At 57.3% G+C, this 26,832-nt stretch carries 19 protein-coding genes and 1 tRNA gene; 12 read left to right on the top strand and 8 right to left on the bottom strand.

Going from position 1 to position 26,832, the window contains the following annotated elements; genetic code table 11:
* Positions 1-18: 18 nt before the first annotated feature.
* Positions 19-495, bottom strand: coding sequence for a PTS sugar transporter subunit IIA (locus AB5Y67_RS14915; RefSeq protein WP_042083631.1), 477 nt, complete (start codon positions 493-495; stop codon positions 19-21).
* A gap of 44 nt (positions 496-539) precedes the next feature.
* Positions 540-2,291, bottom strand: coding sequence for a PTS ascorbate-specific subunit IIBC (locus tag AB5Y67_RS14910; RefSeq protein ID WP_064338473.1), 1,752 nt, complete (start codon positions 2,289-2,291; stop codon positions 540-542).
* 512 nt (positions 2,292-2,803) lie between these two features.
* On the opposite strand from AB5Y67_RS14910, the gene ulaG reads away from it, so the two are divergent.
* From ulaG to ulaR, 4 genes are all read left to right on the top strand, one after another.
* Positions 2,804-3,871 carry an L-ascorbate 6-phosphate lactonase gene (ulaG, locus tag AB5Y67_RS14905; protein WP_064338474.1) on the top strand — a complete coding sequence of 356 codons (1,068 nt, stop codon included), beginning with the start codon at positions 2,804-2,806 and terminating at the stop codon, positions 3,869-3,871.
* A 119-nt stretch (positions 3,872-3,990) separates the two neighbouring features.
* Positions 3,991-4,815 carry a Cof-type HAD-IIB family hydrolase gene (locus AB5Y67_RS14900; RefSeq protein WP_042083624.1) on the top strand — a complete coding sequence of 275 codons (825 nt, stop codon included), beginning with the start codon at positions 3,991-3,993 and terminating at the stop codon, positions 4,813-4,815.
* 14 nt (positions 4,816-4,829) lie between these two features.
* Positions 4,830-5,702 (top strand): L-ribulose-5-phosphate 3-epimerase, encoded by an 873-nt coding sequence (locus tag AB5Y67_RS14895; protein WP_064338475.1) that lies wholly within the window; start codon positions 4,830-4,832, stop codon positions 5,700-5,702.
* A 97-nt stretch (positions 5,703-5,799) separates the two neighbouring features.
* The gene (ulaR, locus tag AB5Y67_RS14890) at positions 5,800-6,558 is read left to right on the top strand and encodes an HTH-type transcriptional regulator UlaR (protein WP_064340066.1); all 759 of its coding nucleotides are present in this window, start codon (positions 5,800-5,802) and stop codon (positions 6,556-6,558) included.
* Positions 6,559-6,672: 114 nt separating this feature from the next.
* Here ulaR and AB5Y67_RS14885 read toward each other — a convergent pair.
* Positions 6,673-6,760 (bottom strand) — tRNA-Ser (locus AB5Y67_RS14885).
* Between the two features lie 208 nt (positions 6,761-6,968).
* Here AB5Y67_RS14885 and AB5Y67_RS14880 point away from each other — a divergent pair.
* The 3 genes from AB5Y67_RS14880 (at position 6,969) to AB5Y67_RS14870 (ending at position 10,415) form a co-directional block, all read left to right on the top strand.
* Positions 6,969-7,625: a Bax inhibitor-1/YccA family protein gene (locus AB5Y67_RS14880; RefSeq protein WP_005338308.1), complete on the top strand. Its 657-nt coding sequence runs from the start codon at positions 6,969-6,971 to the stop codon at positions 7,623-7,625.
* A 249-nt stretch (positions 7,626-7,874) separates the two neighbouring features.
* Positions 7,875-10,040: a YccS family putative transporter gene (yccS, locus tag AB5Y67_RS14875; RefSeq protein WP_199428245.1), complete on the top strand. Its 2,166-nt coding sequence runs from the start codon at positions 7,875-7,877 to the stop codon at positions 10,038-10,040.
* A gap of 24 nt (positions 10,041-10,064) precedes the next feature.
* The gene (locus AB5Y67_RS14870; protein WP_005347582.1) at positions 10,065-10,415 is read left to right on the top strand and encodes a TusE/DsrC/DsvC family sulfur relay protein; all 351 of its coding nucleotides are present in this window, start codon (positions 10,065-10,067) and stop codon (positions 10,413-10,415) included.
* Between the two features lie 112 nt (positions 10,416-10,527).
* On the opposite strand, the gene AB5Y67_RS14865 is transcribed toward AB5Y67_RS14870, so the two are convergent.
* Together AB5Y67_RS14865 and AB5Y67_RS14860 are read right to left on the bottom strand one after the other, a co-directional pair.
* Entirely contained in the window at positions 10,528-11,442 is a 915-nt protein-coding gene (locus tag AB5Y67_RS14865; protein WP_199428246.1) for a Gfo/Idh/MocA family protein, read from the bottom strand.
* A 128-nt stretch (positions 11,443-11,570) separates the two neighbouring features.
* Positions 11,571-12,452 (bottom strand): LysR family transcriptional regulator, encoded by an 882-nt coding sequence (locus tag AB5Y67_RS14860; RefSeq protein WP_199428247.1) that lies wholly within the window; start codon positions 12,450-12,452, stop codon positions 11,571-11,573.
* Positions 12,453-12,557: 105 nt separating this feature from the next.
* Between AB5Y67_RS14860 and AB5Y67_RS14855 the strand changes: the two genes are divergently transcribed.
* From AB5Y67_RS14855 to AB5Y67_RS14840, 4 genes are all read left to right on the top strand, one after another.
* On the top strand, positions 12,558-13,166 hold the full coding sequence (locus AB5Y67_RS14855; RefSeq protein WP_199428248.1) for a short chain dehydrogenase: 609 nt from the start codon (positions 12,558-12,560) through the stop codon (positions 13,164-13,166).
* 421 nt (positions 13,167-13,587) lie between these two features.
* On the top strand, positions 13,588-14,166 hold the full coding sequence (locus AB5Y67_RS14850; RefSeq protein WP_234915189.1) for a hypothetical protein: 579 nt from the start codon (positions 13,588-13,590) through the stop codon (positions 14,164-14,166).
* Positions 14,167-14,456: 290 nt separating this feature from the next.
* The gene (locus tag AB5Y67_RS14845; RefSeq protein ID WP_368207909.1) at positions 14,457-15,956 is read left to right on the top strand and encodes a histidine-type phosphatase; all 1,500 of its coding nucleotides are present in this window, start codon (positions 14,457-14,459) and stop codon (positions 15,954-15,956) included.
* 347 nt (positions 15,957-16,303) lie between these two features.
* Positions 16,304-18,259, top strand: a complete 1,956-nt coding sequence (locus AB5Y67_RS14840) for an AAA family ATPase (RefSeq protein ID WP_368207907.1) — start codon at positions 16,304-16,306, stop codon at positions 18,257-18,259.
* 118 nt (positions 18,260-18,377) lie between these two features.
* On the opposite strand, the gene AB5Y67_RS14835 is transcribed toward AB5Y67_RS14840, so the two are convergent.
* The 3 genes from AB5Y67_RS14835 to AB5Y67_RS14825 all read right to left on the bottom strand — a co-directional run bounded on the left by AB5Y67_RS14835 (position 18,378) and on the right by AB5Y67_RS14825 (position 25,067).
* On the bottom strand, positions 18,378-20,726 hold the full coding sequence (locus AB5Y67_RS14835) for a YgiQ family radical SAM protein (protein WP_368207906.1): 2,349 nt from the start codon (positions 20,724-20,726) through the stop codon (positions 18,378-18,380).
* A gap of 175 nt (positions 20,727-20,901) precedes the next feature.
* Entirely contained in the window at positions 20,902-24,018 is a 3,117-nt protein-coding gene (locus AB5Y67_RS14830) for an efflux RND transporter permease subunit (RefSeq protein ID WP_368207904.1), read from the bottom strand.
* A complete protein-coding gene (locus AB5Y67_RS14825) occupies positions 24,018-25,067 on the bottom strand; it encodes an efflux RND transporter periplasmic adaptor subunit (protein ID WP_005338352.1) in 1,050 nt (349 codons plus the stop codon). The genes AB5Y67_RS14830 and AB5Y67_RS14825 overlap by 1 nt, the downstream gene beginning before the upstream one ends.
* A 197-nt stretch (positions 25,068-25,264) precedes the next feature.
* Between AB5Y67_RS14825 and AB5Y67_RS14820 the strand changes: the two genes are divergently transcribed.
* Positions 25,265-26,812 (top strand): diguanylate cyclase, encoded by a 1,548-nt coding sequence (locus AB5Y67_RS14820; RefSeq protein ID WP_368207903.1) that lies wholly within the window; start codon positions 25,265-25,267, stop codon positions 26,810-26,812.
* The last annotated feature ends 20 nt before the right edge of the window (positions 26,813-26,832 follow it).

Raw genomic sequence — 26,832 nt, 5'->3', positions numbered from 1 at the left:
GGGGCCGCGTTGGGTGCCTCAGACCACTTGCGCCAGCGCCTGATCAATGACGTTGAATACATCTGCTGTGCTCTGGCACGCTCGCAGCTTGTCGAGGTTGATCCCGCTCTCGCTGCATTCATCCTCCAGCACCTGAGTCACCTCCATCAGTCCCTCCATGTGTTCATCCGAGGTACTGCCCGCCAGCGTTACCAGCACGTCCACCGGCTCCTCTTCCCCTTCAAATTTCACCGGCGTAGTCAGGGTGACCAGTGCAAACGCCGTGCGATTGACTCCATCCTCCGGCCTTGCATGGGGCATCGCGAACTGGGGGGCAATCACGATATAGGGCCCCATCTTTTCAATGCTGCCGATGATCGCATCGTGGTAACGCGGCTCCACGGCGCCGGAGCGGATCAGCATGTCAGTACCCAGCTTGATGGCGCTGCGCCAGTCGCTGGCGGCCGAGTTGAGCAATACAGAGTTGTTTTCCATCAGCGATTGTTTGAATTTCATCTTGTTCTCCTTGCCCGCTGCCGAGTGCAGCGAGGATCATCGGCTTAATTTGCAAAGTTGTTCTTGATGATGCCCAGCAGTTCATCACCAAACGAATTGGGGTTGAGCATGTTCTGCACGCCCAGCACGAATTTGCCCTCACCGGGGCTCATCTCGCCGGCCAGATGCTTGGAAGAGACGATGATGTCGGTGGTCTGCAGCTTGGTTTTGTAATCAGCAACGGCGCAGGAGTCCATGACATGGGGCACGCCACGCTGTTCGAGAAACTTGCCGATCTTCATCTTCATCATCATGGAGGAACCCTGACCGTTGCCGCATACCGCCAGGATCCGCACTGCATGCCCCCCTTTGGCACTCTCGACTGGCGAGGCTGGCAGATCGGCCGCGTCTTCTGCCACGGCAGCACTCGGGACAGCCATATCCTCTTCCATCCGCAGGGTGCGGGAAGCGAAGTACATATAAAGCCCGGCACCGGCCAGCAATACCACGAAGAACAGGGAAGAGAAGGAGAGTCCCTGCATGATCACCGGGAACACCAGCGCCCAGTCAGCCATCCCCATCCAGCCATTGAAGCTGGCGCCATTGACCGCGAACAGGTGGATTGCCCAGGCAGAGCCCAGCACCTCGATGATCCCCATCACCAAGCAGATCTTCATCACTGCGCGCCAGCCGCCAAAGTGGTTGGCGAACACCCCTATGGTGGCGTTGGAGAAGAACATGGGAATGAAGCCCGGGATAATCATGATGGGCGCCTGGAATGCCAGCAGGGCAAGCACAGCAAGGAACTGACCGATAGCCCCCCACATGAAGCCAAAGACCATGGCATTCGGCGAGTAGGCGTAGATAGCGGCGCAATCGATTGCCAGGACGGCGTTGGGAATGACCCGTTCGGAGATCCCCTTGAAGGCCTCGGAGAGTTCGGCAACGAACATCCGCACCCCCACCACGATGACCTGAATGGCGACCGCAAACTTGAGACCGGTTTCGAGAATGTAGATGGACCAGTGAGTCTGACCCGCCATCTGTTGCAGATTATCAAGGCCAAACGAGAGCAGGATGATACCGAAGAAGATGGTCATCACGATGGCGGTCGCCGTGATGCTGTCGTGGAAGATGTGCAGCCACTTTGGCAGCTTCAGGTGATCGACGCTCTCTTCTTTATTGCCCAGTTTCGGAGCCACCTTGGTGGCAATCCAGGAAGCAACCTGTTGCTGGTGGCCGATGGAGAACCCCGCCCCACCTGTCACTTCCTGAGTCGGCTTGAACATGATGTTGGAGGAGATCCCCCAATAGAGCGCCATGATGACGGAGGAATAGAGGATGGTTTCCCACATCGAGGCCCCCATCACCATATAGAAGACCGCGATCAGACCTACCTGCTGAAACATGATGTGGCCGGTCAGCATGATGGTGCGGATCCCGGTATAACGCCGCAGCAACACCAGCAGAATATTGAGGGCGAGGGCCAGCAATACCGCATATCCGACCCAGGAGTAGTTCTCTCCCATGGTTTCCATGGTCGCCATCATGGTGGTGTAGGGATCAATCACTGAACCGGTGAGGTGATGATATTCCGCAATCTTGTCCACCACCGGCTTGAAACCGGCCACCAGCGTACTGGCGCCCACCTGCACCAGCATGAAACCGACGATGGTCTTCACGGTGCCCTTGACGACCGTCGTGCCATCCTGCTTGAGCAACAGGTAGCCAATACAGGTCACCAGCCCCAACAGCAGGGGTGCCTTGGTCATCACCTGACTGTAAAAGATGTAAAAAGCGTTGTAGAGGGTTTCCATATTTATGCTCCGTCCAGATGAGGACAACTCATTGCTATTGGATTGGTGCAGACATCTCACCATTCATATGGGCATTGCTTTACCTGACGCCCCGCGAGCAGATTCAACTGCCACCACTCACTATCAAATTCAAAATAATCATACATAATCACATCGTGATTTATTGTGATGAAGATCGAGGTCGGGAGAATCTCTTTTTTCCACCATCTGGATGTAAAACTTCGGTTAAAAGGGCACTCAAAGCTGCATAAAAGGATTCAAAGAATCCCTACAAATAGACAAAAAACAAGTAAACCCAATAAATACAATCACTTAAAAATGTACTCATCTCTTGATTGTGATATGCCGCAATTAATCTCACAAAACAATCACCACAATCATTGATAATCACAAATGCGAGTAATATAGTCATAACCAATCAAAGCAAATCACTGACTCGCAACCATGCAAGTCATGTCATCACCCGATGAATCACCACTGTGTGAACCATCCAAATCAGAAAGGTATGTGAGATGAGCAAGATTGAAGAAATCACCCGTGAATCGTGGATCCTCAGCACCTTCCCCGAGTGGGGCACCTGGCTGAATGAAGAGATTGAGCAGGAAGAGGTCAAACCGAATACCTTCGCCATGTGGTGGCTGGGTTGCACCGGTATCTGGCTGAAGTCTGCCGGCAATACCAACATCTCCATCGACTTCTGGTGCGGCACGGGCAAGCGAACCCATGGTAATCCCTACATGAACAAGCAGCACCAGATGATGCGGATGGGGGGCGTGCGCAAGCTGCAACCCAACCTGAGAACCTCACCTTTCGTGCTCGATCCTTTCGGGATTAAAGATATCGATGCAGTGCTCGCTACCCACGATCATGCCGACCATATCGACGTCAATGTGGCGGCTGCCGTGCTGCAAAACTGTGGTGAGCATGTGAAGTTCATCGGCCCGAAAGCCTGTGTCGACCTCTGGTTGCGCTGGGGGGTGCCTGCCGAGCGTTGCGTAGTGGCCCGCGTAGGTGACGAGATCCTGGTGGGCGATATCGTGATCCAGGTACTCGATGCCTTTGACCGTACCGCGCTGGTCACCCTGCCGGCGGGGGTCTCCTCCACCGACAAGAGCATTCTGGATGGCATGGATGATCGGGCAGTGAACTATCTGGTCAAGACATCCGGGGGCAACCTCTACCACTCGGGTGATTCTCACTACTCCAACTACTACGCCAAGCATGGCAATGACTACCAGATCGATGTGGCGCTGCTCTCTTATGGCGAGAACCCCCGTGGCGTGACCGACAAGATGACCTCATCAGACATCTTGCGGGCCGGGGAGTCCCTCAACACCAAGGTGGTGATCCCGTTCCACCACGATATCTGGGCCAACTTCCAAAGCGATCCCCGCGAGATCGAAGTGCTCTGGAACATGAAAAAGGATCGCCTCGGCTATCGCTTCAGCCCCTTCTTCTGGCAAGTCGGTGGCAAGTACACCTTCCCGACCGACCAGAGCAAGCTGCACTACCAGCACCCGCGCGGGTTCGATGACATCTTCATCGATGAGCCGGAGCTGCCTTACAAATCTTTCCTGTAAGCACGCCCTGTCAGACGTCGGGTAATACGAGGGAGGGTGATGGAGATGGGCCAGCAAGGCGTCATCTCAATCACCCCCTCTATTGCCCCCACCTCACCGGATAACAAGAAGATCAGACGATGCGCTATCACGCCCTGGCCCTCGATCTCGATGGCACCACCCTGACCAGTGCTCACACCATCATGCCGGCCGTCAAAGAGGCCATCATGAGGATCAAGGAGCAGGCCACCGTCATGCTGGTCACCGGCAGACACCACACAGCCGCCCACCCCTATCACCACGAACTGGGGCTGACCACTCCCATCATCTGCTGCAACGGCACCTACGTTTACGACTACGACCGGCGCGCCGTGCTGGCAGAGAACGCCATTCCCCATGAACTGGCACAACGCTTTATCGCGCTGGCAAGGGAGCACCGACTCAACCTCGTCATGTATGTCACTGACCGCATGGTCTACTCCGCTCATCAGCCGGTGCGCTACGTGGCGGCCCTGCAGCAGTGGGCCAGCGGCTTTGCGCCGCCGATCCAGCCGCAGGTAGCCAGTGTTGACTCGTTTGAAGATGAGCTGGCCAACAGCAGCCATGTCTGGAAGTTCGTGGCCGAGGGAGAGATCACCGCCATTCAGGCCTTCTCACATCACCCCTGGGTACGCGAACACTTCAGTGGCGAGCAGTCATGGGCCAATCGGGTTGATTTTGCCCGCCGCGGCAACAGCAAGGGAGCGCGACTGCAGGATTATCTGGACCAGCAAGGGATCAGCCCGGCGCGACTGGTCGCCATCGGCGACAACCACAACGACGCCTCCATGCTCTGCCTCGCAGGGATGGGCATCGCCATGGCCAATGCCGAGCCGGAGATTAAGCAGATGGCCAACCGGGTCACCTGCGAGAGCAACGACGAGGGCGGGATCCTCGAGGTATTGAACCGCTATTTCCCTATCTGAATGCAGGAGCTTGTATGCACCACTTTGACCATGCCTTACGCCTCGGCCTTTATGAAAAAGCCATGCCCTCTGCACTGGAGTGGCAAGAGAAAATTTTGTCGGCCAAGGAGCTTGGCTTTGATTTCATCGAGATATCCATTGATGAATCAGATGAAAAACTGCAACGGCTCGACTGGTCAGATAGCGAAATCTATCGGCTCAGACGCCTGTGCGAGCAGCACAGCTTGCCGTTGCACTCCATGTGCCTGAGCGCCCATCGCCGCTTTCCGTTTGGTTCGCGCAATCCGGCCATCCGCACACAGGCGGCCATCATCATGGAAAAAGCGATCAATCTGGCGTACAAGCTAGGCATTCGCTGCATCCAGCTGGCGGGCTACGACGTCTATTACGAACCGCAAAGCGACGAAACCCACCGCCACTTCATCGAAGGAATGCTGGCAGCCGCCAAGATGGCGGAACGGGCAGGCATCATGCTGGGTGTGGAGATCATGGATACCCCCTATCTCAACTCCCTCAGCAAATTCGAGGTGCTGAAAAAGCAGATCCCCTCCCCCTACTTCATGGCCTATCCGGATGTCGGCAATATCACCGGCTGGAACTACGACACCTGCACCGAGCTGCAATTGAGTGCTGACCATATCGTGCAGATCCACCTCAAAGATACCCGCAAGGTAACGGCCAGTTGCAGCGGGCAGTTCCGTGATCTGGTCATTGGCGAAGGAGAGGTCGACTTTGCCGCCATTTTCCACACTCTGGCAAAAATCGGTTACAACGGCCCCCTGGTGCTGGAGATGTGGGCTAAGGATGAAGAGTGGGCAAGCAACCTGAAAACGGCCAAGGGGCGACTGGTCGAACACGCTCGGCAAGCCGGTCTGGCGATCGCCTGAACGCCCATTATCAGAAGAGTTAACAAGGTTGCTGTCATCGACACCTATGCGCGATATAATCACCACCCAATCAGATTCAATCATCATCAGGCATGATATGACAGAAGCACATCGCCATAACGCCATTTTGGAACTGCTCAATCAGAAACGTCATCTGTCGGTCAACAGCATAATGCAAGCCTTTGATATCTCTCCGGCCACCGCGCGCCGCGATATCAACAAGCTCAATGACTCCGGCAAGCTGCGCAAGGTGCGCAACGGGGCCGAAGCCCTGATGCAGGCCAGAAAGGCCCACTGGTCTCCGCTCGACAGCAATGAAAGCCTCAATCACAGCGAAAAGGTGCGCATCGCCCAGGTGGCAGCAGCCCTGATCAAACCGGGGGAAAGCGCGGTCATCAACTGTGGCTCCACCGCCTTCGTGCTGGGTCAGGAGATCTGCGGGCAGGATGTTCAGGTCATCACCAACTACTTCCCGCTCGCCAACTACCTGATCGAGAATGACCATGACGGCGTGGTGATCATCGGCGGTCAATACAACAAGTCGCAATCCATCACCCTGGCACCGCAGGACGAGATCTCCTCCCTCTATGCCGGGCACTGGATGTTTACCAGCGGCAAGGGTGTCACCGCAGATGGTCTCTACAAGATGGATATGCTGACCGCCATGGCGGAGCAGAAGATGCTCAACCACGTCGGCCGGCTGGTGGTACTGGCTGACAGCAGCAAAGTGGGACAGCGGGCAGGCATGCTGTTTTGCGCCGCCAGCAAGATCGACATTCTGATCACCGGCAAGGATGCGGATAAAGAGGTTATCGAGCAGATCAAAGCCAGAGATGTGCAGGTCATTCTGGTCTAGGACATAAAGTGCCGGGGCGCTTTGTCGGCGCCTTCTTTCAAGACCATTTTCGGCCAGAAACCGTAGATACGAAAAAGCCCAAGCGGGTGACCGCTTGGGCTTTCTCTTTGAATATGGCGGAGGAGGTGGGATTTGAACCCACGGATGGTCGCCCATCGCCGGTTTTCAAGACCGGTGCATTCAGCCGCTCTGCCACCCCTCCGAACGGCGTGCATACTACGCTAAGCCCTTGTTCATATGCAATACATATTTCCTGTGGGATAGTGTGCGGGAGCAAAATGGCAGGTGGCTTGAAATTGTTCCTCGTCATCCCTATTTGTTCTACATACAATGCGTAAACATGCAGTAACAAACAGCGATCACGAGGCGGCTGCTCGCCGTCTCACCCGGACATCAAGAGGACACCCAAGATGGATACCCGTTCTATCTACACTGGCACCCAAAGTGCCGTACGCGATACCAACAAGGTGCTGCGTAACACCTATATGCTGCTCTCCCTCACTCTGGGCTTCTCTGCCGTGGTGGCGGGGGTCGCTACCGTGATGAACATGCCGCCGCTGCACTGGGCCGTGTTCCTGATCGGTGTCTACGGTCTGATGTTCCTGACCGAGAAGAATCGCAACAACGGCATGGGGCTGGTCTTCACCTTCGCCCTGACCGGTCTGCTGGGCTATAGCCTGGGCCCCATCATCAACATGTACATGAACAATGGTGGTGGCGAGATCGTGATGACCGCCCTTGGCGGCACCGCGCTCACCTTCTTCGGTCTGTCGGCCTATGCCCTGACCACCAAGCGTGACCTCTCTTTCATCGGCGGCATGCTGTTCGTCGGTTTCTGGGTACTGCTGGTGGCCATGATTGCCAACATCTTCCTGCAGATGAGCGCCCTGAGCCTGGCTCTGTCCGCCATGTTCATGCTCTTCTCCTCCGGTGCCATCCTGCTGACTACCCAGCAGATCGTGCGCGGCGGCGAGACCAACTACATCTCCGCCACCGTCACCCTGTATGTCTCCATCTACAACATTTTCCTGAGCTTGCTGAGCCTGCTTGGCGGCAACCGCAACTAATCAGAAACCCCGCTTCGGCGGGGTTTTTATTGGCTCCTGTTTCTGTCAGGATAAGTTGTAAATCAAGGATATAAAGCGAAGTGGCCCTGATTTGGATCAGGGCCATTTCGCGCTTGGCGGGTTACTATCTCGCTCTCGTTTCGATCAAGGGTTTCACCTGTCTCATGCCGATGGATCTCTCTGGCCTGCTGCGCCGACTGCTGATTGATAGTCACATCGATTTTGCTTCGCTCAAGGGTGGTGCCTAGCATGCCCATGGAATTCTCCGGTTTGTTACGCCGACTGCTGACCGATAGTCACATCTACTTCGCTCTCAAGGTGCTGCTGGCCATTCTCGGTCTGCTCGCCTTCACCCTGGCCACCGGCAATATCCAGCTCACCGTGCTGCTCTCCCTCGGGGTAGTGGCGGGTGCAATCGCCGAAACCGACGACAGCCTGTGGGGACGACTCAAAAACCTCGCCATGACGCTCATCTGCTTCATGTTTGCGTCCCTGTGCGTGCAGTATCTCTACCCCACCCCCTGGCTGTTTGCCATCGGGCTGGCCAGCTCCACCTTTATCTTCGTGATGGTGGGGGCGCTCGGTGCCCGCTACGCCACCATCAGCTTCGGCTCGCTGCTGATCGCCATCTACACCATGCTGGGGGCCGCCAAGGCACCGGATCTTTTCTACCAGCCGCTGGCCCTCGGCGCTGGCGCCCTCTGGTACGGGCTGGTCTCGTTTATCTGGCTCTGGCTGCTGCCCTACAAGACCCTGCACGAGCAACTGGCCCAGAGCTACTTCGCCCTTGGCCGCTACTTGCTGGAAAAGTCCCGCTTCTTCCCGGCGGACGAGCACGGCGCTCAGGCCATTCGCCACAATCTGGCCCAGCTAAATATCAATCTGGTGAGCGCGCTGACCCTCACCAAGTCGGCCCTCAACGCCCGCCTGAGCCGCCGCCATCCGGCCAGCCCCGAGCTGGCCAGCCTGCTGCGCCTCTACCTGCTGGCGCTGGAGATTCACGAGCGAGCCACCTCCAGCCACTACCCCTACAGCCGGCTGGAAGCGGAGCTCAAGCAGGGCATCGTACTGGAAGGATTTCAGGAGGTGTTCCTGCAACTCTCCGAGGCGTGCCAGCGGCTCGGTTACGCCATTCTGGTGCACAAACCCTACGCCCATAACAAGCGCATCCACTGGACGCTTGAGGCCCTCGGCGATCAGCTGGAGTTCACCAATCTCAAGCAGCACTACCCGAAAACCCTGCTGACGCCGATGAAGTTCCTGCGCCGTAATCTGGCCAGTATCAACCAGCTGCTCGGCAGCGCCGAAGTGCTGCAAAACCCCGAGCAACCAGAGCAGGAGCTGCCCGCGCTGGCGCGGCCGCCCCGCCTGCCGCTGCTGGCCCAGCTCAAGCAGCACCTCACCTTGCACTCCATGGTGTTTCGCCATGCGCTGCGTTTGTCACTCGGGCTGGTGATCGGCTACGGCATACTGCAAGCCTTTGATCTGGAAAAGGGCTACTGGATTTTGCTGACCGTGCTGTTTGTCTGCCAGCCCAGCTACAGCGCCACCCGCCGCCGACTGGTGCAGCGGATGCTCGGCACCTTCGCCGGTATTCTGGTGGGCATTCCGGTACTCTGGCTCTTCCCCGAGCTGCACGTTCAGCTGGTGGTGATGGGGCTGGCGGCCTTCCTGTTTTTCACCCAGGTGCGCAACAACTACAGCGCTGCGGTCTGCTTTATCACCCTCTACGTGCTGATGGCGTTCAACCTGCTCGATGGCATCGGCTTTGCCATTCTCGGGCCGCGGCTGCTCGATACCCTGCTCGGCTGCCTCATCTCCTACGGGCTGGTGGCCTGGCTCTGGCCGGACTGGCAATACAAGCGGCTGCCGACGCTTATCGCCAATTCGCTCTCGGCCAACGCCCGCTACCTCTCGGCGGTGCTGGCGAGCCTCAAGCAGCAGCGGGACGAGTCCATCGACTATCGGGTGGCGCGCAAGAGCGCCCATCTGGCGGACAGCGAACTGGCCACCGCCTGGCAGAGCATGCTGGTGGAGCCGCAAAAGCGCCGCCGCTTCCTCGATCTCTGCTTTACCCTCACCTGGCGCAACCACGCCCTGCTCTCCTACATCTCGGCGCTGGGGGCTCATCGCGACAAACTGGAGGCCATCAGCGGGCTGGATGAGGTGCGCCACCACATCTGCCACACCCTGGAGCAGGCCGCCGGTCATCTGGCGGGCAACCCCTCCAGTTCCATCGGTGGTCAGAGCCCCCTTCTTTGCACGGACAGCAGCCCGGACAGCAGCGAGGAGCAGCTGATGCTGACCCAGCAGCTCAACCTGATCAGCGAGCTGGCGGATCAGCTGCTGCATCTGGCCAACGAGAGCCGGTTGCTCACCGGGGATCAAGGCGCTACCATGCCCGCCCAATCCTGATAGCCCCATTAGCGAGGAGCCCCCATGTCTGCGTCCGAAAAACATCAGCTGGAATTCAACGGCCAACTCATCGAGACCGATGCCAAGGGCTACCTGCTCAACAGCAACGACTGGAGCGAGGAGCTGGCGCTGGTGCTGGCTGCGCAGGAGGGGATCGAGCTGGAGGAGCCGCACTGGGAAGTGGTGCGCTTTGTGCGCGCCTTCTATCTGGAGTTCAACACCTCCCCCGCCATCCGCGCACTGGTCAAGGCGATGGAGAAGCAGTACGGCCCCGAGAAGGGCAACAGCCGCTACCTCTACAAGCTGTTCCCAGAAGGGCCCGCCAAGCAGGCGACCAAGATTGGCGGCCTGCCCAAGCCGGTGAAGTGCATCTGATCCCATGCATCTCATCCCATAACAACGGGGGGCCGCAACTGCGGCCCCCTTTGTTTTTGGTGCGCAACCTTCGCGCACCTCGTATTCATATATCTCAGGCTTCCAGCCAGCCTTAACTCCGCTTGTCAGCCTGCGCCACCAGCTGCTCTGCCAGCCGGTGACCGTGCAGGTAGGAGGCGATCAGCTCGCTATCTGCCTTGCCCAATTCAATCTGCTGATACCAGTGCGCCAGCATGGCGGCAAAGCCGCGCTGGGCCAGCACCGGCTGCCAGTCGTTGGGGGCCAGCATCTGCGCTGCCTTGTCGCGGGCGATGATGCCGCGGGTGCAGTTCTCAAGGTGCAGGGAGAGATTGTCGCCGTAGGCATCGATGCGCTCCTCGGTGATCCCGGCGCTGCGGTTCATGCTGCCGCTGATGGCACGATCGCCACTTTGCCAGCTGACGCTTACCCCTGCCAGCAAACTCTTGTCCTTCGTATCCGGTCGCAATACCGCATGAAAGTTGCCATCCGGCACGCCGCCATAGAAGCAGAGGCTGTCGAGCACATGGATAAAGTCGTCGAACATAAAATCCCGCGCCTTGCCCGGCAGGGCGAAGCGGTGTTTCTGCCAGTTAAGCTCGGTGAGCGGCTGGGCCCGTGCCTCGGCCATGGCGGGCAGATAGCGGCGGTTGAAACCGGTAAAGAGGGCACAATCTTGCGCGATGGCGAGGTTGGCCAGCGCCTCGGCCTCGGCCAGGTTGTCGCACAGGGGCTTGTCGACAAAGGTGGGGATCCCTGCCCGCAGGCACTGCTCGGCCAGCTCGCGGTGAACGGCGGTAGCGGCGTGGATCATCACGGCATCGGGGCGACTGGCCAGCAGGGCCGCCACATCGGTAAAGCACTCGGCGACCCGATACTGGCGGGCCAGCGTCTCCAGCACTGCCGGATTGCGGGTGCAGAGCAGCGGGGTAACCCGCTCATCGCTCGCCAGCAGCGGCAGATAGGCTTTTTGGGCGATATCCCCCAGACCAATCATGGCAATGCGCATCTCAACTCCTTTTCACTCGATAACGGGACAAGCGGATAACTGCCCGCACCATCGCAGGATTTGTCCCGCAGATCCAGCCTGCCGTTAGCGCGCTGGCTGGCGTGTGCAGATCTGTGCAAACGGCGACGTTATCCGGGCATGGCTGGAGCGCAGACCGACTTGATCACCTCGGCCAGCCACTCGATGGCGAGATTGCCCTGACTTTTGCGGTGTCTGCCGACCACCACCTCGAACTGCTGCGGCGCCCCGGCCAGCTCCACGGTGCGAAAATCCCCGAGGGCGGCGATGGCCGACGGAATGCAAGCCGCCACGTCATTGACCGACATAAAGGCTTGCAGCGAGGTGTAACAGGGGAGCGTCGCCACCGCCGCGCTGGCAACCTGCTGCGGGCTCATCTGCCCTTCGAAATTGCCGACGCTGTTGGCAAACTGCACAAAGGGGATGGCAGCCAGATCCTGCGGGGCCTTGTCCGGCAGATATCGGGAGTCGCGGCGCAGCACGCAGCAGTAGTGATCCCGGCGTAGGGTGGCACGCAGCAACCCCGGGGCGAGATAGGCATCAAAGCCAATCACCAGATCGACCTCGCCACTGGCCAGCGCGTCCAGATGATTTTCGGTCTGAAAGTCCACCACATCGAGCCGGATGGAGGGCGCCTGACTGCGCAGAACGCTCGCCAACCTTGGGATAATGGCGAGCTGGGCATACTCATTGGCCATCACCCTGAAAGTGCGCTGGATGCTGGCGGGATCAAAGGGGGCTGCTACAAAGACCCCGTCGATATCGGCCAGGATCTGCTCGAACCTGGCGGCCAGCTCGCAGGCGTAATCGGTCGGCTGCAATCCGGCGCTCTGGCGGATAAACAGCTCGGCGGGAAAGAGATCGCGCAGCTTTTTCAGATGGCTGCTCACCCCCTGTTGGGAGATCTCCAGCAGCTCGGCCACCCGCGACACACTCTTGTATCTCACCAGCAGCACCAGCACCCGCATCTGCCTGATATCGATCTTCTCCACCCTTACCTCACCAATTAAAGTTGTATCACATGCAAACCACCCATGATTTACATTGTATCAGTGGCTCTCTAACCTTGCAGCTCTTCCAGCAAAGCGAGGTTAACGATGAAAACAGTCATTCTGATTGGTGCTCAGGGGAAAATGGGGCAAGCCGCCCTCAGTGGTCTGGGCAAGCACAAGGTCATTACCGCCAGCCGCTCCGGCGAGGGATGTGATTTTCAGGTGGATATCACCAGCAGAGAGTCCATCGAGCGGCTCTACCAAAACGTGGGATCCTTCGATGCGGTGGTCAATACCGCCGGCTATTGCGAATACGCCCCCTTTGGCGAGATGAGCGACGAGCAGTGGCAAACCACCATCCAGAGCAAGCTGATGGGGCAGATAAATCTGGTCAATATCGGCCTCAACTACATCAACCAGGGTGGCTCCTTCACCCTGATCTCCGGCATTCTCAATATCAAGCCGATCCCGCTGGCCATTGCCGATGCCACCACCAGCGGCGCCATCGATACCTTTGTCCAGAGCGTGGCCCACGAGCTGCCCCGCGGCATTCGCATCAATGTGGTCAACCCGACCGTACTGGAAGAGGCGTGGGACGTATATGGCGAGATGATGCCGGGCTTCCAGCCGGTGCCGGGCGCTTTGGTCGGCAAGGCGTTTGAGCGCTCCGTCGATGGCTTTATTAGCGGTCAGGTGCTCTATGTCGATGCCTGATCCGGTTCAGGTGTGACCCCAATGCCTTTGTAATTCCTTGTCGATGTTTTTCCTCTTCCCCGAAAGCTCTGCTCTCGGGGCTTTTTGCATAGAGGAACCGGAGTAGCGACAAAATATGATTTCATTTCGACGGCGGCACACAGATTTATGTCATCCGGGTCACTGTCAGAGCGGCCTCGTTTGGCTTACTATGGCGCTCTTGTCCCTGTTGCCGAGCAAAGGGACTATTTCAGGCCATATGCCGGAATGGATTACCGCTGACCAACGCCCTGTTTGGCCGCAGCTTATTGGCGCGGCCACTATTGCCTGTGCGCTATCGGCACTTATAAAACGCGTTATTTATGGATGTATAACGATGAAATCATCAATTGCACTCAAAGCCTTGTCGCCCTATATATTCGCAATATTGTCAGTTGGACTGATGTCCAGCGGATATCATGCGCTGCCGATCTATTGCGGCCTGGCCATTGTCGTCTATCCGGTGCTGGTTGCCATGCTGGCGGACGAGTGGGAAAAGCAGGGATTGGTCTATCGCGAATCAACCCAGGTCGAGGTTGATGTCAATGTGCGCGGGATCCTTATCAAAGAGCAGAGACGACATCTGGAGAACCTCTACTTTGTCTCGCCGGACGTGATGCAGACCAAACTCACCAGCCTCGCCCGCCTCAAACTGCTGCTCTGCGGCGCCATGTTTGCCGTGTCACTCTATGAACTCGCGCAGCAAGCCGAGGCACAATTTGCCCTGTACGCCGTCAATCTGATGGATATCAATCTGCTGGATATATCCGGCCTGTTGATCGGCCTTGGCGCAGTGCTGTTTCTCGGCCACTGTGCGAGAAAAAGCCTTTCTCTCTATGGAACCTGTCGCCATAAAAACTATCTGGTGCAGAGTCATAACGAACCCGGCGTCCAGCTCTATAGCGCAGCCATTTCTACCAAGGCGGCAAACCTGCAAGTGACCCATACCCGCATGTTCGATGCCTTATTGGCGTGGTATTGAGCAACCCTTAATTGGCAATCTTCAATTGACCTCTCCCTTTGGATCAAGATGACGGGACAGGAGGTAAGACAATAAGCCCCTATCCCAACAGTGCTCACTGACCACTCAGCCGTGACCGGCGCAGTGGTTGGTTGAGCCTCTATTGCCCTCCCTATAGCCATCCTCTCTCCCCTCCCCTTGCTTACTGCTTTATCAGAAGTCATCAGCCTGTCATCTGGCTGACATCCCGCGGTCATTTTCAAGCCATAGAGTTTTTCACTTATTTTTCATATGGATAGATAAGGAACATCATGACTTTCCCGCGCTCTTCTTATGTGGCTTTGGCCGTCTCGCTGGTCTTGCTTGGCGGTTGCCAGTCAGAGAACGAATCGTCTGCCGACAGCCAGGGCAAAACCGCCTATCAATACAGCACCAAAGCGGTCTACAGCCCGCAGCAGCAGGCGGAGAGCTACGAGCCAGCGCCCCAGGGGTTCAGCCCGGTCTTTACCGAGATGGTGGCGCGCCACGGCTCGCGCTCCCTCTCCAGCCCGAAATATGACGTGCTGACCAAGCTGGTATGGGAAGAGGCGCAGCGTCAGGGGGCGCTCACCACCCTCGGGCAGGGGTTGGGAGGCAAGGTCGATCTGGTGACGGCCGCCAACCAGAAACTGGGTTATGGCCTGCTCTCGGCGCTGGGCAAGGAGGAGCACGCCAACCTCGCCACCCGGCTGGCGGCGCGGCTGCCGACCCTGCTCAACAGCAGCGAGCCCCACTGCATCAAGGTGGTCACCTCGGGCAAGGACAGGGCCAACGAAAGCGCCTTCTACTTTATGGAGAGTCTCAAGCGCAACGTGAGCTATGTCAGCGACTCGGCGCAGTGCTACATCACGCAGGATGACCCCTCGAAGATCGACAAAAAGCTGGTCAACAAGTTCGAGCTCTACTTCCACAAGACCACGCCCGAGGGGGATTACGCCCGCTACCTGCCCGCCTATGAGAGCTACCAGCGCTTTATCGGCGACGAAGATGCCGGAATCGCCCCGGCCCCCGAGCTGGCCAGGGCGCTGGATCAGCTTAAAAACCTGAGCAAGACCAAAGAGATGGCTCGCAGCATGCTGGAGCGTATCTACAGCAAGGGGTTTGTCGACTATCTGGCGGGTGGCGTCGAGTTTGTCGCCGTCAACCCGGAAGATGGCGGCATGACCTATGTGCGCGACGAGGTGGATGCCGCCCTGATGCTCTACAACCTCTTTATCATCGGCCCCGGCATGATCCGCGAAGCGCAGGCACAGGGCAGCGAGCCCTGGGCGCTGGAGCAGTTCCTCACCCCGGAAGAGTCTGCCTGGTTCTCCTACCTTTCCGATGCGGAAGATTTCTACGAGAAGGGGCCGAGCTTTGCCAACCAGAGTGCCCCCTACGCCATTGCCCAGCCGCTGCTCGACGGCCTGTTTGGCGAGGTGCAGCGTCAGGTAGTGGAGGGCGAGCAGAGCCGACGGGCCACCCTGCGCTTTGCCCACGCCGAAGCCATTATCCCCCTCGCCGCCCTGATGAAGCTGGAAGGGAGCCGTCAGGGGGCCAGCCCGGATCAGCTGTTCAGCCAGCAGAACAACGAGTGGCGCGGCGGCTGGGTCTCCCCCTATACCGCCAATATTCAGTGGGATATCTACCAGAACGTGCAGCGGCAGGTGCTGGTCAAGATGCTCTACAACGAAAAGGAGATCGCCTTTAAAACAGGCTGCCAGCCCTACCAAAGCGGCAGCCACTACTACGACTTCGAGGAGCTCAAGCGCTGCTACGGCTATAACGGCTAACCCCTAGCGCGCCAAATATGGCAATCACAAGGGGCGGCCAGCAGGTCGCCTCAATTCACTCCCCTTTCCTGTTTGCCCAAGCAGGATATGGCTATCAAGCTGCCTTCCAGTTCCATTTGCTGATCCAGTTCAAAAAACGATATTTTTCTGATGGTTATGTCACTTTAAGGCTCGCCTACACAGTTTCATTTGACTTACCATAGCCATCCAAAACCTGTTGAACTGCGATAGATTACTACCTCCACAGGTCAGAAATGTATCTCGGAAACTGTATGGCATTACAGATTGGCACTAATTTTGTCGAAAATTCGCTTTAAAAATGACTTTAACCCATAAGAAAATAAAAAATGATAATAGAATCAGTTTATATTGAAAATATAAAGAAATTTGGTAGGGATGGCTTTTTGTTGAATTTGAAAAGTGATTCAAATCACAAAATAGCAACCGTTAGTGGTGTTAATGGTTCTGGAAAAACTGCAGCATTCAAAGCAATCCAGTTATTTCAAAAACTTTTCTTTCATGAACAATTGGATGATGATAGTCAAGCACAACTTCATGGGAAAATTATATCATCCGTTGAGCAATTAATTGTTGCAGAAGAGGCAACCATTGATATTCACTTTAATTTAAATGGTGAAACATATGGCATTTCACTTTCAATATCATACAGTGAAAATGAACTAGATTACGTATTTACATCAAAGAATGCCACACCAAATGCAAAGGAAGTAATATCTACTATTTGGGATATAAATTCCCCTCGCTCTCTTGTCGTATTTATTGATGCAGGAAAATCATTTTCTGACTTTGGAGTAAACTTCGATCATATATCACTGAAGTCCAGAGCTAAACATGATGAAGACTTTTTCTTTGATTGTATTTTCTACCCAGAAGAAACTTTGCAGGCTATCTATAGACGGACAGTATTAGATCACATTCAATATAGATTAGATCCCAGCAGAACGTATCCATACTTTCAAGCTGCGAATGAAGCGATAAAGAAAATAAGTGGAAACATTGAAGTAAAGAATGTAAGTGCGACGAAGAAAGATGGACAGCTAATTGTTCAAGGAAAAACATCTGATAATGCACTCCTCTATGATGTCAAAGACTTCAGTTCTGGAGAGCGCGCAATTTATCTTACAACTTTGTTTTTATTTTTCTTTCCCTCTGTTGGAACATTGATTATTGATGAACCAGAAAACCATTTTCATGAATCACTTCTGTCTAACTTTTATTTGTTCTTGAGAGAGGTTACTGAATGTGGAGGAATAGGAAAATGGGCTTCCAAAAATATCACCGTAGAAAAATTTAAAAACATACAAAATCAAAGTTCAGATACTTTGAACCGAGTCTTCTTGATAACACACTCCAAGCCATTGATTTATCAAAACATTAACTTTGGCGATTGTTTTATGCTTACCAAAGAGGGTCTAAATAAAGTCTACAATTATAGTTTGGAGTCTGAACTTAGAAATGCAGGGATCAGTAGTGTATTCTCCAGAACATTATTTGTTGAGGGTGAAAGTGACAAAGATATATTCCTTCCAATATTAAGTCTGCATAGAATAAACGTTGTATCCGTTTCTGACTGTAAAGAAGTTATTGAGCAATTCAAGAAAATAGCAAAAATAAAGAGCCTGATACATGGTGCATCGTTCTGCTTTGCCATGGATAGGGATAATAAGTCAGAACAAGATATTCTTGATATTAAAAGTGCATCGCCTGAATTTTTTGATGAAAGCTTCATTGTATTAGAGCGTCATGAAATTGAAAACTATATGATAGATATCGAACTGATAATGGATGTTCTTAATCCATTATTAGAGCTTTTACATGAACAAAAGATCAATTATAACGATGTAGAAAACATATTTAAACAAGAAGCTGAGTATTTAAAGGAACAGTCTTACTTAAAATTCGCGTCATTTCACCTCAAACAATACATAAAAGAAAACATAGGTGATAAAATCGGAAACATTAAAAACATTAAGGATAATATAGCCAAAACAATTAATGAGACATTACACAGCAAGATATCAAGCCAAGTCACTGAGCACAATGAAAAAATTAGAAAGAATTTTGATTCAGAATGGAATGAAAACTGGAAAAGTTTAATTGATGGCAAGGCATTTATCTCAAGAGCAATGAATGGCTTATCGAAAAGATGTGCAGGCATTAAACCTGATGTAATAAAAAAGAACATGCTTATACGACTGCAAGAAGACCCACAAAAATATGTTTTAGGGCGACTCATAGATGAAATAATTGGAAAATTTAAACACCAAGATAATATACAGTGATATATATCGAAATATAAAGTAAACTTATCTATATTTAAGTGATTATAAAAAAGTATCTTTCAAAAAGGCGACCATCTGGTCGCCTTTTTGTTTTCTATCGCTTTCCAATCAGAGAATATTACCGTGCCGGTCGCTTGGCTCCATTTCCTTTAGCCGCAGGCTTGCCGCCTTGAGTGGCAGGTTTGGTGCCCGGCTTGGCAGAGCCAGCGCGGGTCGGCGCTTTGCCCTTATGGGCAGGTTTTCCGGCAGGTTTGCTCTTACCCGCATTCTGGCCAGCACTCTTGCCTTCGCCCTGTGCGGCCGGTTTGCCGTTAGCCGCGCCTTTGTGCAACTGGGAGCCCACCGGCTTGTTGCCTGTGCCATTGCCACGCTGGTGACTGATGTTGCTGTGACGGGTCAGGGCCGGTTTCAGCCCCTTGCCGCTGGCGGCGCGCTCGTTGCGCCCTTCCGCAGGCACCAGACAGCCGGGGCCGTTGCCAATCAGGTGGCCCTTGCCCATGGCGAGCAGAGCTTCGCGGATCATCGGCCAGCCAGCGGGGTCGTGGTAGCGCAGCAGCGCCTTGTGCAGGCGGCGACGGCGCTCGCCCTTGGCGACAAACACATCGCCACCGGTGCGGCTCACCTTGTTTAACGGGTTTTTCTCCGTGTAATACATGGTGGTGGCGTTGGCGAGCGGCGACGGATAGAAGTTCTGCACCTGATCGAGCTTGAAGCGGTTCTCTTTGACCCAGAGCGCCAGATTGACCATGTCTTCATCCGTGGTGCCCGGGTGGGCAGAGATAAAGTAGGGGATCAGGTACTGCTGCTTGCCCGCCTCTTTGGAGTATTTGTCGAACAGCTCCTTGAACTGGTAGTAGCTGCCCATGCCCGGCTTCATCATCTTGGAGAGTGGCCCCTCCTCGGTGTGTTCCGGCGCAATCTTGAGGTAGCCGCCGACGTGGTACTTGGCCAGCTCCTTGATATAGCGGGGATCTTCCACCGCGATGTCATAACGCACGCCGGAGGCGATAAGGATCTTCTTGATCCCCTTGAGGTCGCGCGCCTTGCGATAGAGGTTGATGGTCGGGCTGTGGTCGGTGTCCATGTGCGGGCAGATGGTGGGCCAGACACAGGAGGCGCGACGGCAGGTCTGCTCGGCCTTGGGGCTCTTGCAGCGCAGTTGGTACATGTTGGCGGTGGGGCCGCCGAGATCCGAGATGACCCCGGTAAAGCCCGGCACCTTGTCGCGGATATCTTCGATTTCTTTGAGGATCGACTCTTCCGAGCGGCTCTGGATGATGCGCCCTTCATGCTCGGTGATGGAGCAGAAGGAGCAACCGCCAAAGCAACCGCGCATGATGTTGACCGAGGTCTTGATCATCTCGAAGGCGGGGATCTTCTCGTTGCCATAGGCCGGGTGCGGCACCCGCTGGTAGGGCAGGCCGAAGACGCCGTCCATCTCCTCGGTTTCCAGCGGGAAGGCGGGCGGATTGACCCAGACGATGCGATCGCCGTGGGCCTGCGACAGGGCGCGGGCGCAGCCGGGGTTGGTCTCGTGGTGCAGAATGCGCGAAGCGTGGGCGTAGAGCACCTTGTCCTCTTTCACCCGCTCGAACGCCGGCAGCTTCACATAGGTTTTTTCCCACGGCTTGGGCTTGGCCGGCTGCACCAGCACGGGTTTCGCCTCTTGCGCGGCAGGGGCCGCGTCGGTGGCATCATCCGAGCACGGAGCCCCTTCCATATAGGGGTTCATGATGGGATCGATGCGGCCAATCTGGTCGAGCTTGCTCGAATCCACCCCTTTCCAGCCCGGCAGCGGCTCCTTGCGGATGACGGCGGTGCCGCGAATATCCTGCATGGTGTCGATGGTCTCCCCCGCTGCGATGCGGTGGGCCACTTCCACCAGCGGCCGCTCGGCGTTGCCGTAGATGAGGATATCGGCCTTGGCATCGAGCAGGATGGAGCGGCGGATGGTCTCGGACCAGTAGTCGTAGTGGGCGATACGGCGTAAAGAAGCCTCGATACCGCCGATGACCACCGGCACCTCTTTGAAGGCTTCTTTACAGCGCTGGGTATAGACCAGGGTGGCGCGATCCGGCCGCTTGCCGCCCACATCCCCCGGGGTGTAGGCGTCGTCGTGGCGCAGCTTTTTGTCGGAGGTGTAGCGGTTGATCATGGAGTCCATGTTGCCCGCGGTGACCCCGAAGAAGAGGTTCGGTTTGCCCAGACGCATAAAGTCATCCTTCGATGACCAGTCCGGCTGGGCGATGATGCCGACCCGAAAGCCCTGCGCCTCCAGCATGCGGCCGATGACCGCCATGCCGAAGCTCGGGTGATCCACGTAGGCATCCCCCGTCACCAGAATGACGTCGCAGCTGTCCCAACCGAGCTTGTCCATCTCTTTACGGGACATGGGCAGGAAGGGCGCCGTGCCGTAGCACTCGGCCCAATAGCGGGGATAGGAGAAAAGGTTGGGTACCGGCTGCATTTTGACCACCTGGAACAATTCGGGTCGCGCATTATACCGGTTGCGGCCAAGGGGAGCGATGGCTTTTTGTCCCTATAGATCCCGCGGAATAGGCCGCCGCCCGCAATAGCAAGGGCGCCCGCAGGCGCCCTTGTGATGATGGAGGCTGATTTACTGGCCTCCGTCAGGATTGAGGTCAGAGCGCCGGAGGGTGTGACTCCCCTGCCCCCTTGGCGGCCAGCGCCTCATCTACCTGCTGATCCCGTGCCCCTGTCATGCCGGCGTGACGGGCGATCAGATGGTAGATGGCGGGCACCACCAGCAGGGTAACCAGGGTTGCCAACGACAGTCCGAAGAAGACCACGGTCCCCACCGCCATCCGGCTCTCGTAGCCTGCCCCCATGGAGAGCATCAGCGGCACAGCGCCGATAATGGCGGTGAGCGAGGTCATCAGGATGGGGCGCAAGCGGCGCACCGAGCCTGCGATGATCGCCTCCTCGAACCCTTCACCCCGCTGGCGCAGCTGGTTGATGAACTCGACGATCAGGATGCCGTTCTTGGTCACCATGCCGATCAGCATGATCATGCCGATCTGGCTGTAGATGCTCATCTCCTGCCCCGTCAGCCAGAGGCCAAGCAGGCCGCCGAAGATGCCGAGCGGCACCGTCACCATCACCACCGCCGGGGTCAGGGTGCTCTCGAACTGGGCCACCAGCACCAGATAGACCACCAGCAGGGCAAGGCCAAAGACCAGCACCATCTCCCCCTGATTGTCGCGGTAATCCTTGGAATCACCGGCGTAATCCACCGTCATGCCGGTGGGCAGGTTGGCGTTGGCCCAGCCATCGAGGAAATCGAGGGCCTCACCCAGGGTGTGGTCGGGGTGGACGTCGGCGGTCAGGGTGATCGCTTTTTGCCGCTGGTAGTGGTTGAGGCGGTTGGCGGTCGCCACCTGCTTGACGGTGGCCAGGGTCGAGAGACTGACCATCTCGCCATTGGCGGCCTTCAGGTAGATGCGACCAAGATCCGAGATGCCGTTGAACTCGGTCTGGTTGCCGCGCAGGTAGACGTCATACTCCTCGCCCCTGTCCACATAGGTGGTCTTGCTCGCCCCGCCCAGCAAGGTCTGCAAGCTGTTGGCCACGGTGGAGACCGGAATGCCAAGCTGGCTGGCGCTGTCGCGATTGATGGTCACCTGCAGCTCGGGGGTCTTCTCGGCATAGTCGAGATCCGGGCTCAGCATCAGGCCGCTGCCCTGCGCCGCCTGTTGCAGCGCCAACCCTTGCTGGTAGAGCTCGGCATAGTCATTACCCTGCAGCACGAACTGCACCGGTGCGGTGGAGCCACCCCGGAAGCCTGGCTGGAAGGTGCGGATCATCACATCGGGAATGCCGGAGAGCTTGGCACCCAGCGAGCGGGAGAACTCGGTGGCGGTGACGTCGCGCTCGGCCCAGTCGGTGAGCTGGATGATCACCATACCGGTCTGATCGCCGCCACGGCCAAAGGCGGGGGTACTGAAGCTCAGCGCCTGCACCACCCCTTTGCCCAGCATCGGCATGATGGCGGACTCCACCTGCTGCATGTTGCGCTTCATCCGCTCGATGCTGGTTCCCTCTGCCCCCTTGACGAAGACATAGATGACGCCGCGATCCTCGGTCGGGGTAAGGCTGGTCGGCAGCTGGGTAAAGAGGGCGCCGATACCGCCCAGACAGAGCAGCAGCACCAGCGGCGTCCAGCGGGAGCGACGCAGCACCCACGCCAGCAGGTGGCGATAGTGCCCCTCCAGCCAGCCCAGCCCGCGATCGAGCCCGGCTGTCAGCCGGTTCGGTTTATCCAGCGGGCGCATCAGCCAGGAGCCCATGGCCGGGGTCAGGGTCAGCGCCACCAGCGAGGAGCAGAGCACCGCCAAGGAGAGCAATATCGCAAATTCGGTAAAGAGCCGCCCCACCATGCCATCCATAAAGGCGATGGGGACAAACACCATCACCAGCACGGCGGTGGTGGCGATGACCGCAAAGCCCACCTCGCGGGTGCCATGCCAGGCGGCCAGCAGCGGCGGTTCGCCCCGCTGCAGATGGTGGTGAATGTTCTCCACCACCACGATGGCGTCATCCACCACCAGGCCGATGGCGAGGATCAGCGCCAGCAAGGTAATGAGGTTGATGGAAAAGCCGAAATACCAGGCGCCGATAAAGGCGGAGATGAGTGACACCGGCACCGTAATGGCCGGAATAAGCGTGGTGCGCCCCTGCCCGAGGAACAGATAGAGCACTGCCACCACCAGCACGGCGCAGATGGCCAGGGTCTCGTACACCTCGTCGATGGCCTGCTTGATAAAGATGGTGGAGTCGTAATCGACCTCGAGCTTGGCCCCCTCAGGCAGGAAGCGCTGCATCTCGCCGAGTTTCTTCTCGATCCCCTGCGCGACAGCCAGCGGGTTGGCGGTGGACTGGGCGACGATGCCGATACCCAGACTCTCCTTACCGTTGCGCTGATAGGCGCTGTCTTCGTTCTTGGCTCCCACTTCCACGTCGGCGATATCGGCCAGATAGACGCTCTGGCCGTTGGCGGCTGTGGTGACTTGCAGTTGCTGGAAATCTTCCGCTGTGTGGTAGAGACGGGCGATCTGCACCGCCATGGTCATGGAGTTGTTGCGGATCTCCCCGCCCGGCAGCTCGATGTTCTCCCGCTTGAGGGCCTCTTCCACATCGCTCACCGTGATGCCGCGGGCCGCCATATCGGCCGGGCGCAGCCGCACATACATCACCTGGGTGAGATCGCCGGAGAGCGCCACTTCGCTCACCCCGTCCACCAAGCTCAGGGGGTCGACCAGCACCCGGTTGGCATAGTCGGTCATGGCGGTGCGATCCATCTGGCTGCTGCTGAAGTTGAGCCAGATAGCCACATCGCCGTTGCCGCTGTCCTTGGTCACCAGCGGCTCGTCCACATCATCGGGCAGCCGTGGCCGGGCGCGGGAGAGGGCATCACGCACATCGGAGATCCCCTCCACCATGTTCCAGCCGAGCTTGAACTCGACGGTGATCATCGAGCGCCCCTTGCGGGTCATGGAGTTGATGTTCTTGATGCCGCTGATGCCGGAGAGCTGATCCTCGATGGGCTTGGTGACCTGACTCTCCATCACCGAGGGGGCCGCCCCCTCATAGGTGGTGGTGATGGAGACCGATGGGATCTGCACATCCGGCATCTCCCGCACCGTCAACTTGCTGAACGTGACCAGACCAAACACGGTGAGCAGGGCGCTGAGCACCACCGCCACCAGCGGGCGGCGAACTGAGATATCGGAGAGCCACATCAGCCGTTCACCTCGGCCAGATCACGCACCTGCACCCCATCACGCAGATTGACCAGCCCCTCGACCACGATGCGATCGCCGACCTTGAGCCCCTCGGTGACCCAGACGGTCTCCCCTTCGGTCTCGCCGAGCACCACAGGCACCCGCTTGACCCGGCCATCGGCCTCGAGACGGTAAACAAAGCGCTGCTCACCGGCGTACTCCACCGACTGGGCGGGGATCAGGGTGAGCTGCTGGGCGGGCAGCGCCAGCTCCACATTGAGCAGCATGCCCGGGCGCAACTGGCCGTTGCCATTGGGGATCATCACCCGCGCCTTGATGTTCTGGGTATCGTTGGAAATGCGGCTGTCGAGGGTGGTGAGGGTGCCGTTGAATTGCTGATCCGGCCAGGCAGTACTGGTGGCGGTAACCGCCATGCCCGGGCGCAGCAGGGAGAGGTAACGCTCCGGCACCGCCAGATCGAGACGCAGTTTGTCGAGTTCATCGAGATGCAGCAGGGTATCGCCGCTGTTGACCAGCGCCCCTTCGCTCAGATCAATCAGGCTCACGGTACCGGCAAAGGGCGCCTGCAGGGTACGCAGGGAGAGCTCGTAGCGGGCGGCATCGAGGCGTGCCTGCACCTGGGCCACGGTGGCCTCCTGCCCCTCCAGCTCGGATTGGGTCACGGCGCCACGGGCCACCAGCTTGCGCATATCACTCAGCTTGCGGTTCTCGTCGCGCAGACTGGCGCTCTGCTCGGCCAGCTCCGCCTGCTGCTTGCCCGCATCCAGCGCGATCAGGGTCTCCCCCTTCGCCACGCTCTGACCAGATTGCACCGCAATCTTGACGATGCGACCGGTCACTTCGGGGCTGATGATGACGGAGCGATTGGCTGCCAGCTTGCCCACCAGCTTGAGGGTCGGCTCGGCCAGACTCTGCTTGACGGTTTGAGTGCGGATATTGACCTGTCTGGTCGGTGCTTTGGCGGCGGGTTCGCTGTGACGCAGCGCCCAGACGCCGGCAACCACGATTAGAAGAAGGCCCAAGCCGAGCCAGATACGCATTTTCATCGAACAGTCCATGAAGAGTGAGAGGATAAATCCAGATTGGGGCCATTTTAGCCCCAGACTATGCCGTGACTATGTATAAATGTGACAAAACGTAACAAGAGCGGGATAAGCTCACTCTGTTTCAGGTCGCGCCGTTTGTTTTCACGCCACATCGCATACACTAACGACAATTTCCTTCGCAACCCGACTGACTGCCTATGCCCAAAATGTCTGACCACCGCTTTCTCACACGCCTGACCTGGCTCCTGTTCGCCGTGGTCATCCTGCTGATTGGTCTGACCTTGCGGCAAAGCCTGAAACAGATAGAACGCCTATACCAGAGCGATACCCTCAACAGCGCCATCTACCTGCGGGATCGGTTCAAACAGACCGAAGTGTTTCTGGAGGCGATGCGCGGTCAGGCCGAAGAGCGACTGCGCAGCGACCCCCAGTCGGTGCTCACCCGCCAGCTCTATCGCCATATCGAGGCGCTGCCAGAGGGGCTGGCCCTCGACAAGCTCCCCGGGGATTTACCGGCCGGACTGGCGGGCAACCTCACCGGTGACGGCCCGCTGCCGCCCCCCGGCAGTGCGCGGGAGGCGCAACTTCATTTGGCCCTGAGCCTCTCCCCCTTGCTGGCCACCGCCAGCCAGCGCCTGGGCAGCGAGATCGCCTGGGCCTACTTCACTGGCGTGGACAACTTTATCTACCTCTATCCCTGGATCCCCTCCAGCCAGTTTCGTTTTGCCCGCAGCATCTATGACAAGCACTACTGGCAGGATGCGCTGATGTCCCCCAACCCAAGCCGGGACACCATTCTCTCCCGCCCCTACGAAGATTTTGCCGGACTGGGCACCATGGTCACCATGGTCACCATGTCCCAGCCTCTCTACAAGGACGGCTCGCTGGTAGGGATGATCAGCATGGACATCCTGCTCTCACGCTTGCAATCGCAGCTCAATCAGCTGGCACCGGCGCTGGGTGAGTATCTGCTGCTCAATCAGTACCATCAGGTGCTGGCCAGCAGCGCGCGCCACCCCGTGGTGCCGCAAGACCCCGAGCCGACCGACGAATACCAGTGGCGGCAAGGGGCATTGCAGCTGACCATGGCCATCCCAGATACCCCGCTGCGACTGGTGCACAACGTCACCCTGCTGCCGCTGGTGTGGGCCATGCTCTGCCAGTCCACGCCGACCCTGCTCGCCATTCTCTTTATGCTGCTGGCCGCCCTCTCCAACCTGAGATCCCATCGCCTCAACCAGCGGCTCAATTATCTCTCCTGCCACGATGCCCTCACCGGCGCCTTCAACCGCCACTATCTGGTGCTGCTGGAACAAGCGGGAGAGCTGTCCCGGTTGCAAGCGGGGATCCTGATGTTCGATGCGGATCACTTCAAACGGGTCAATGACAACTTCGGCCATGCCGTCGGCGATATCGTGCTGATCCGGCTGGTGCAGATCTGCCAGCAGCAGCTTAGACCCACAGATCACCTGATCCGCTGGGGTGGCGAGGAGTTTCTGCTGCTGATTGGCCGCGCTGATGCAACTCAGCTCGGCGAGCTGGCGGAGCGGCTAAGAAAGGCGGTGGCGGATCACGATTGGGCCGCCATCGAGCCCGGGCTGGAGGTCACCATCAGCCTCGGCTATCTGCCCCACCAGGAGAACCTTCCCCTGCACGAAGCGGTGCGCCGCGCCGATATGGCGCTCTATCAGGCCAAGGCCAACGGTCGCAACCGCAGCGAAAGATGGCAGGGTGACGCCTCCTGACTCTCGGAGTAAGCTGAGCC

The organism is Aeromonas sp. s12 (genome assembly GCF_040907925.1).
Lineage (GTDB): Bacteria > Pseudomonadota > Gammaproteobacteria > Enterobacterales > Aeromonadaceae > Aeromonas > Aeromonas veronii.
Note: the sequence above shows the minus strand (reverse complement) of the source record. Positions and strands in the feature narration are given on the sequence as shown.

Coding starts and splice junctions, on each gene's coding strand:
- AB5Y67_RS14850 (WP_234915189.1), top strand. CDS start 13,588: ATGTCCAGCGGATATCATGCGCTGCCGATCTATTGCGGCCTGGCCATT.
- AB5Y67_RS14910 (WP_064338473.1), bottom strand. CDS start 2,291: ATGGAAACCCTCTACAACGCTTTTTACATCTTTTACAGTCAGGTGATG.
- AB5Y67_RS14870 (WP_005347582.1), top strand. CDS start 10,065: ATGTCTGCGTCCGAAAAACATCAGCTGGAATTCAACGGCCAACTCATC.
- yccS (WP_199428245.1), top strand. CDS start 7,875: ATGCCCATGGAATTCTCCGGTTTGTTACGCCGACTGCTGACCGATAGT.
- AB5Y67_RS14865 (WP_199428246.1), bottom strand. CDS start 11,442: ATGCGCATTGCCATGATTGGTCTGGGGGATATCGCCCAAAAAGCCTAT.
- AB5Y67_RS14915 (WP_042083631.1), bottom strand. CDS start 495: ATGAAATTCAAACAATCGCTGATGGAAAACAACTCTGTATTGCTCAAC.
- ulaG (WP_064338474.1), top strand. CDS start 2,804: ATGAGCAAGATTGAAGAAATCACCCGTGAATCGTGGATCCTCAGCACC.
- AB5Y67_RS14880 (WP_005338308.1), top strand. CDS start 6,969: ATGGATACCCGTTCTATCTACACTGGCACCCAAAGTGCCGTACGCGAT.
- AB5Y67_RS14830 (WP_368207904.1), bottom strand. CDS start 24,018: ATGTGGCTCTCCGATATCTCAGTTCGCCGCCCGCTGGTGGCGGTGGTG.
- AB5Y67_RS14820 (WP_368207903.1), top strand. CDS start 25,265: ATGCCCAAAATGTCTGACCACCGCTTTCTCACACGCCTGACCTGGCTC.
- AB5Y67_RS14835 (WP_368207906.1), bottom strand. CDS start 20,726: ATGCAGCCGGTACCCAACCTTTTCTCCTATCCCCGCTATTGGGCCGAG.
- AB5Y67_RS14825 (WP_005338352.1), bottom strand. CDS start 25,067: ATGAAAATGCGTATCTGGCTCGGCTTGGGCCTTCTTCTAATCGTGGTT.
- ulaR (WP_064340066.1), top strand. CDS start 5,800: ATGACAGAAGCACATCGCCATAACGCCATTTTGGAACTGCTCAATCAG.
- AB5Y67_RS14840 (WP_368207907.1), top strand. CDS start 16,304: ATGATAATAGAATCAGTTTATATTGAAAATATAAAGAAATTTGGTAGG.
- AB5Y67_RS14845 (WP_368207909.1), top strand. CDS start 14,457: ATGACTTTCCCGCGCTCTTCTTATGTGGCTTTGGCCGTCTCGCTGGTC.
- AB5Y67_RS14895 (WP_064338475.1), top strand. CDS start 4,830: ATGCACCACTTTGACCATGCCTTACGCCTCGGCCTTTATGAAAAAGCC.
- AB5Y67_RS14855 (WP_199428248.1), top strand. CDS start 12,558: ATGAAAACAGTCATTCTGATTGGTGCTCAGGGGAAAATGGGGCAAGCC.
- AB5Y67_RS14900 (WP_042083624.1), top strand. CDS start 3,991: ATGCGCTATCACGCCCTGGCCCTCGATCTCGATGGCACCACCCTGACC.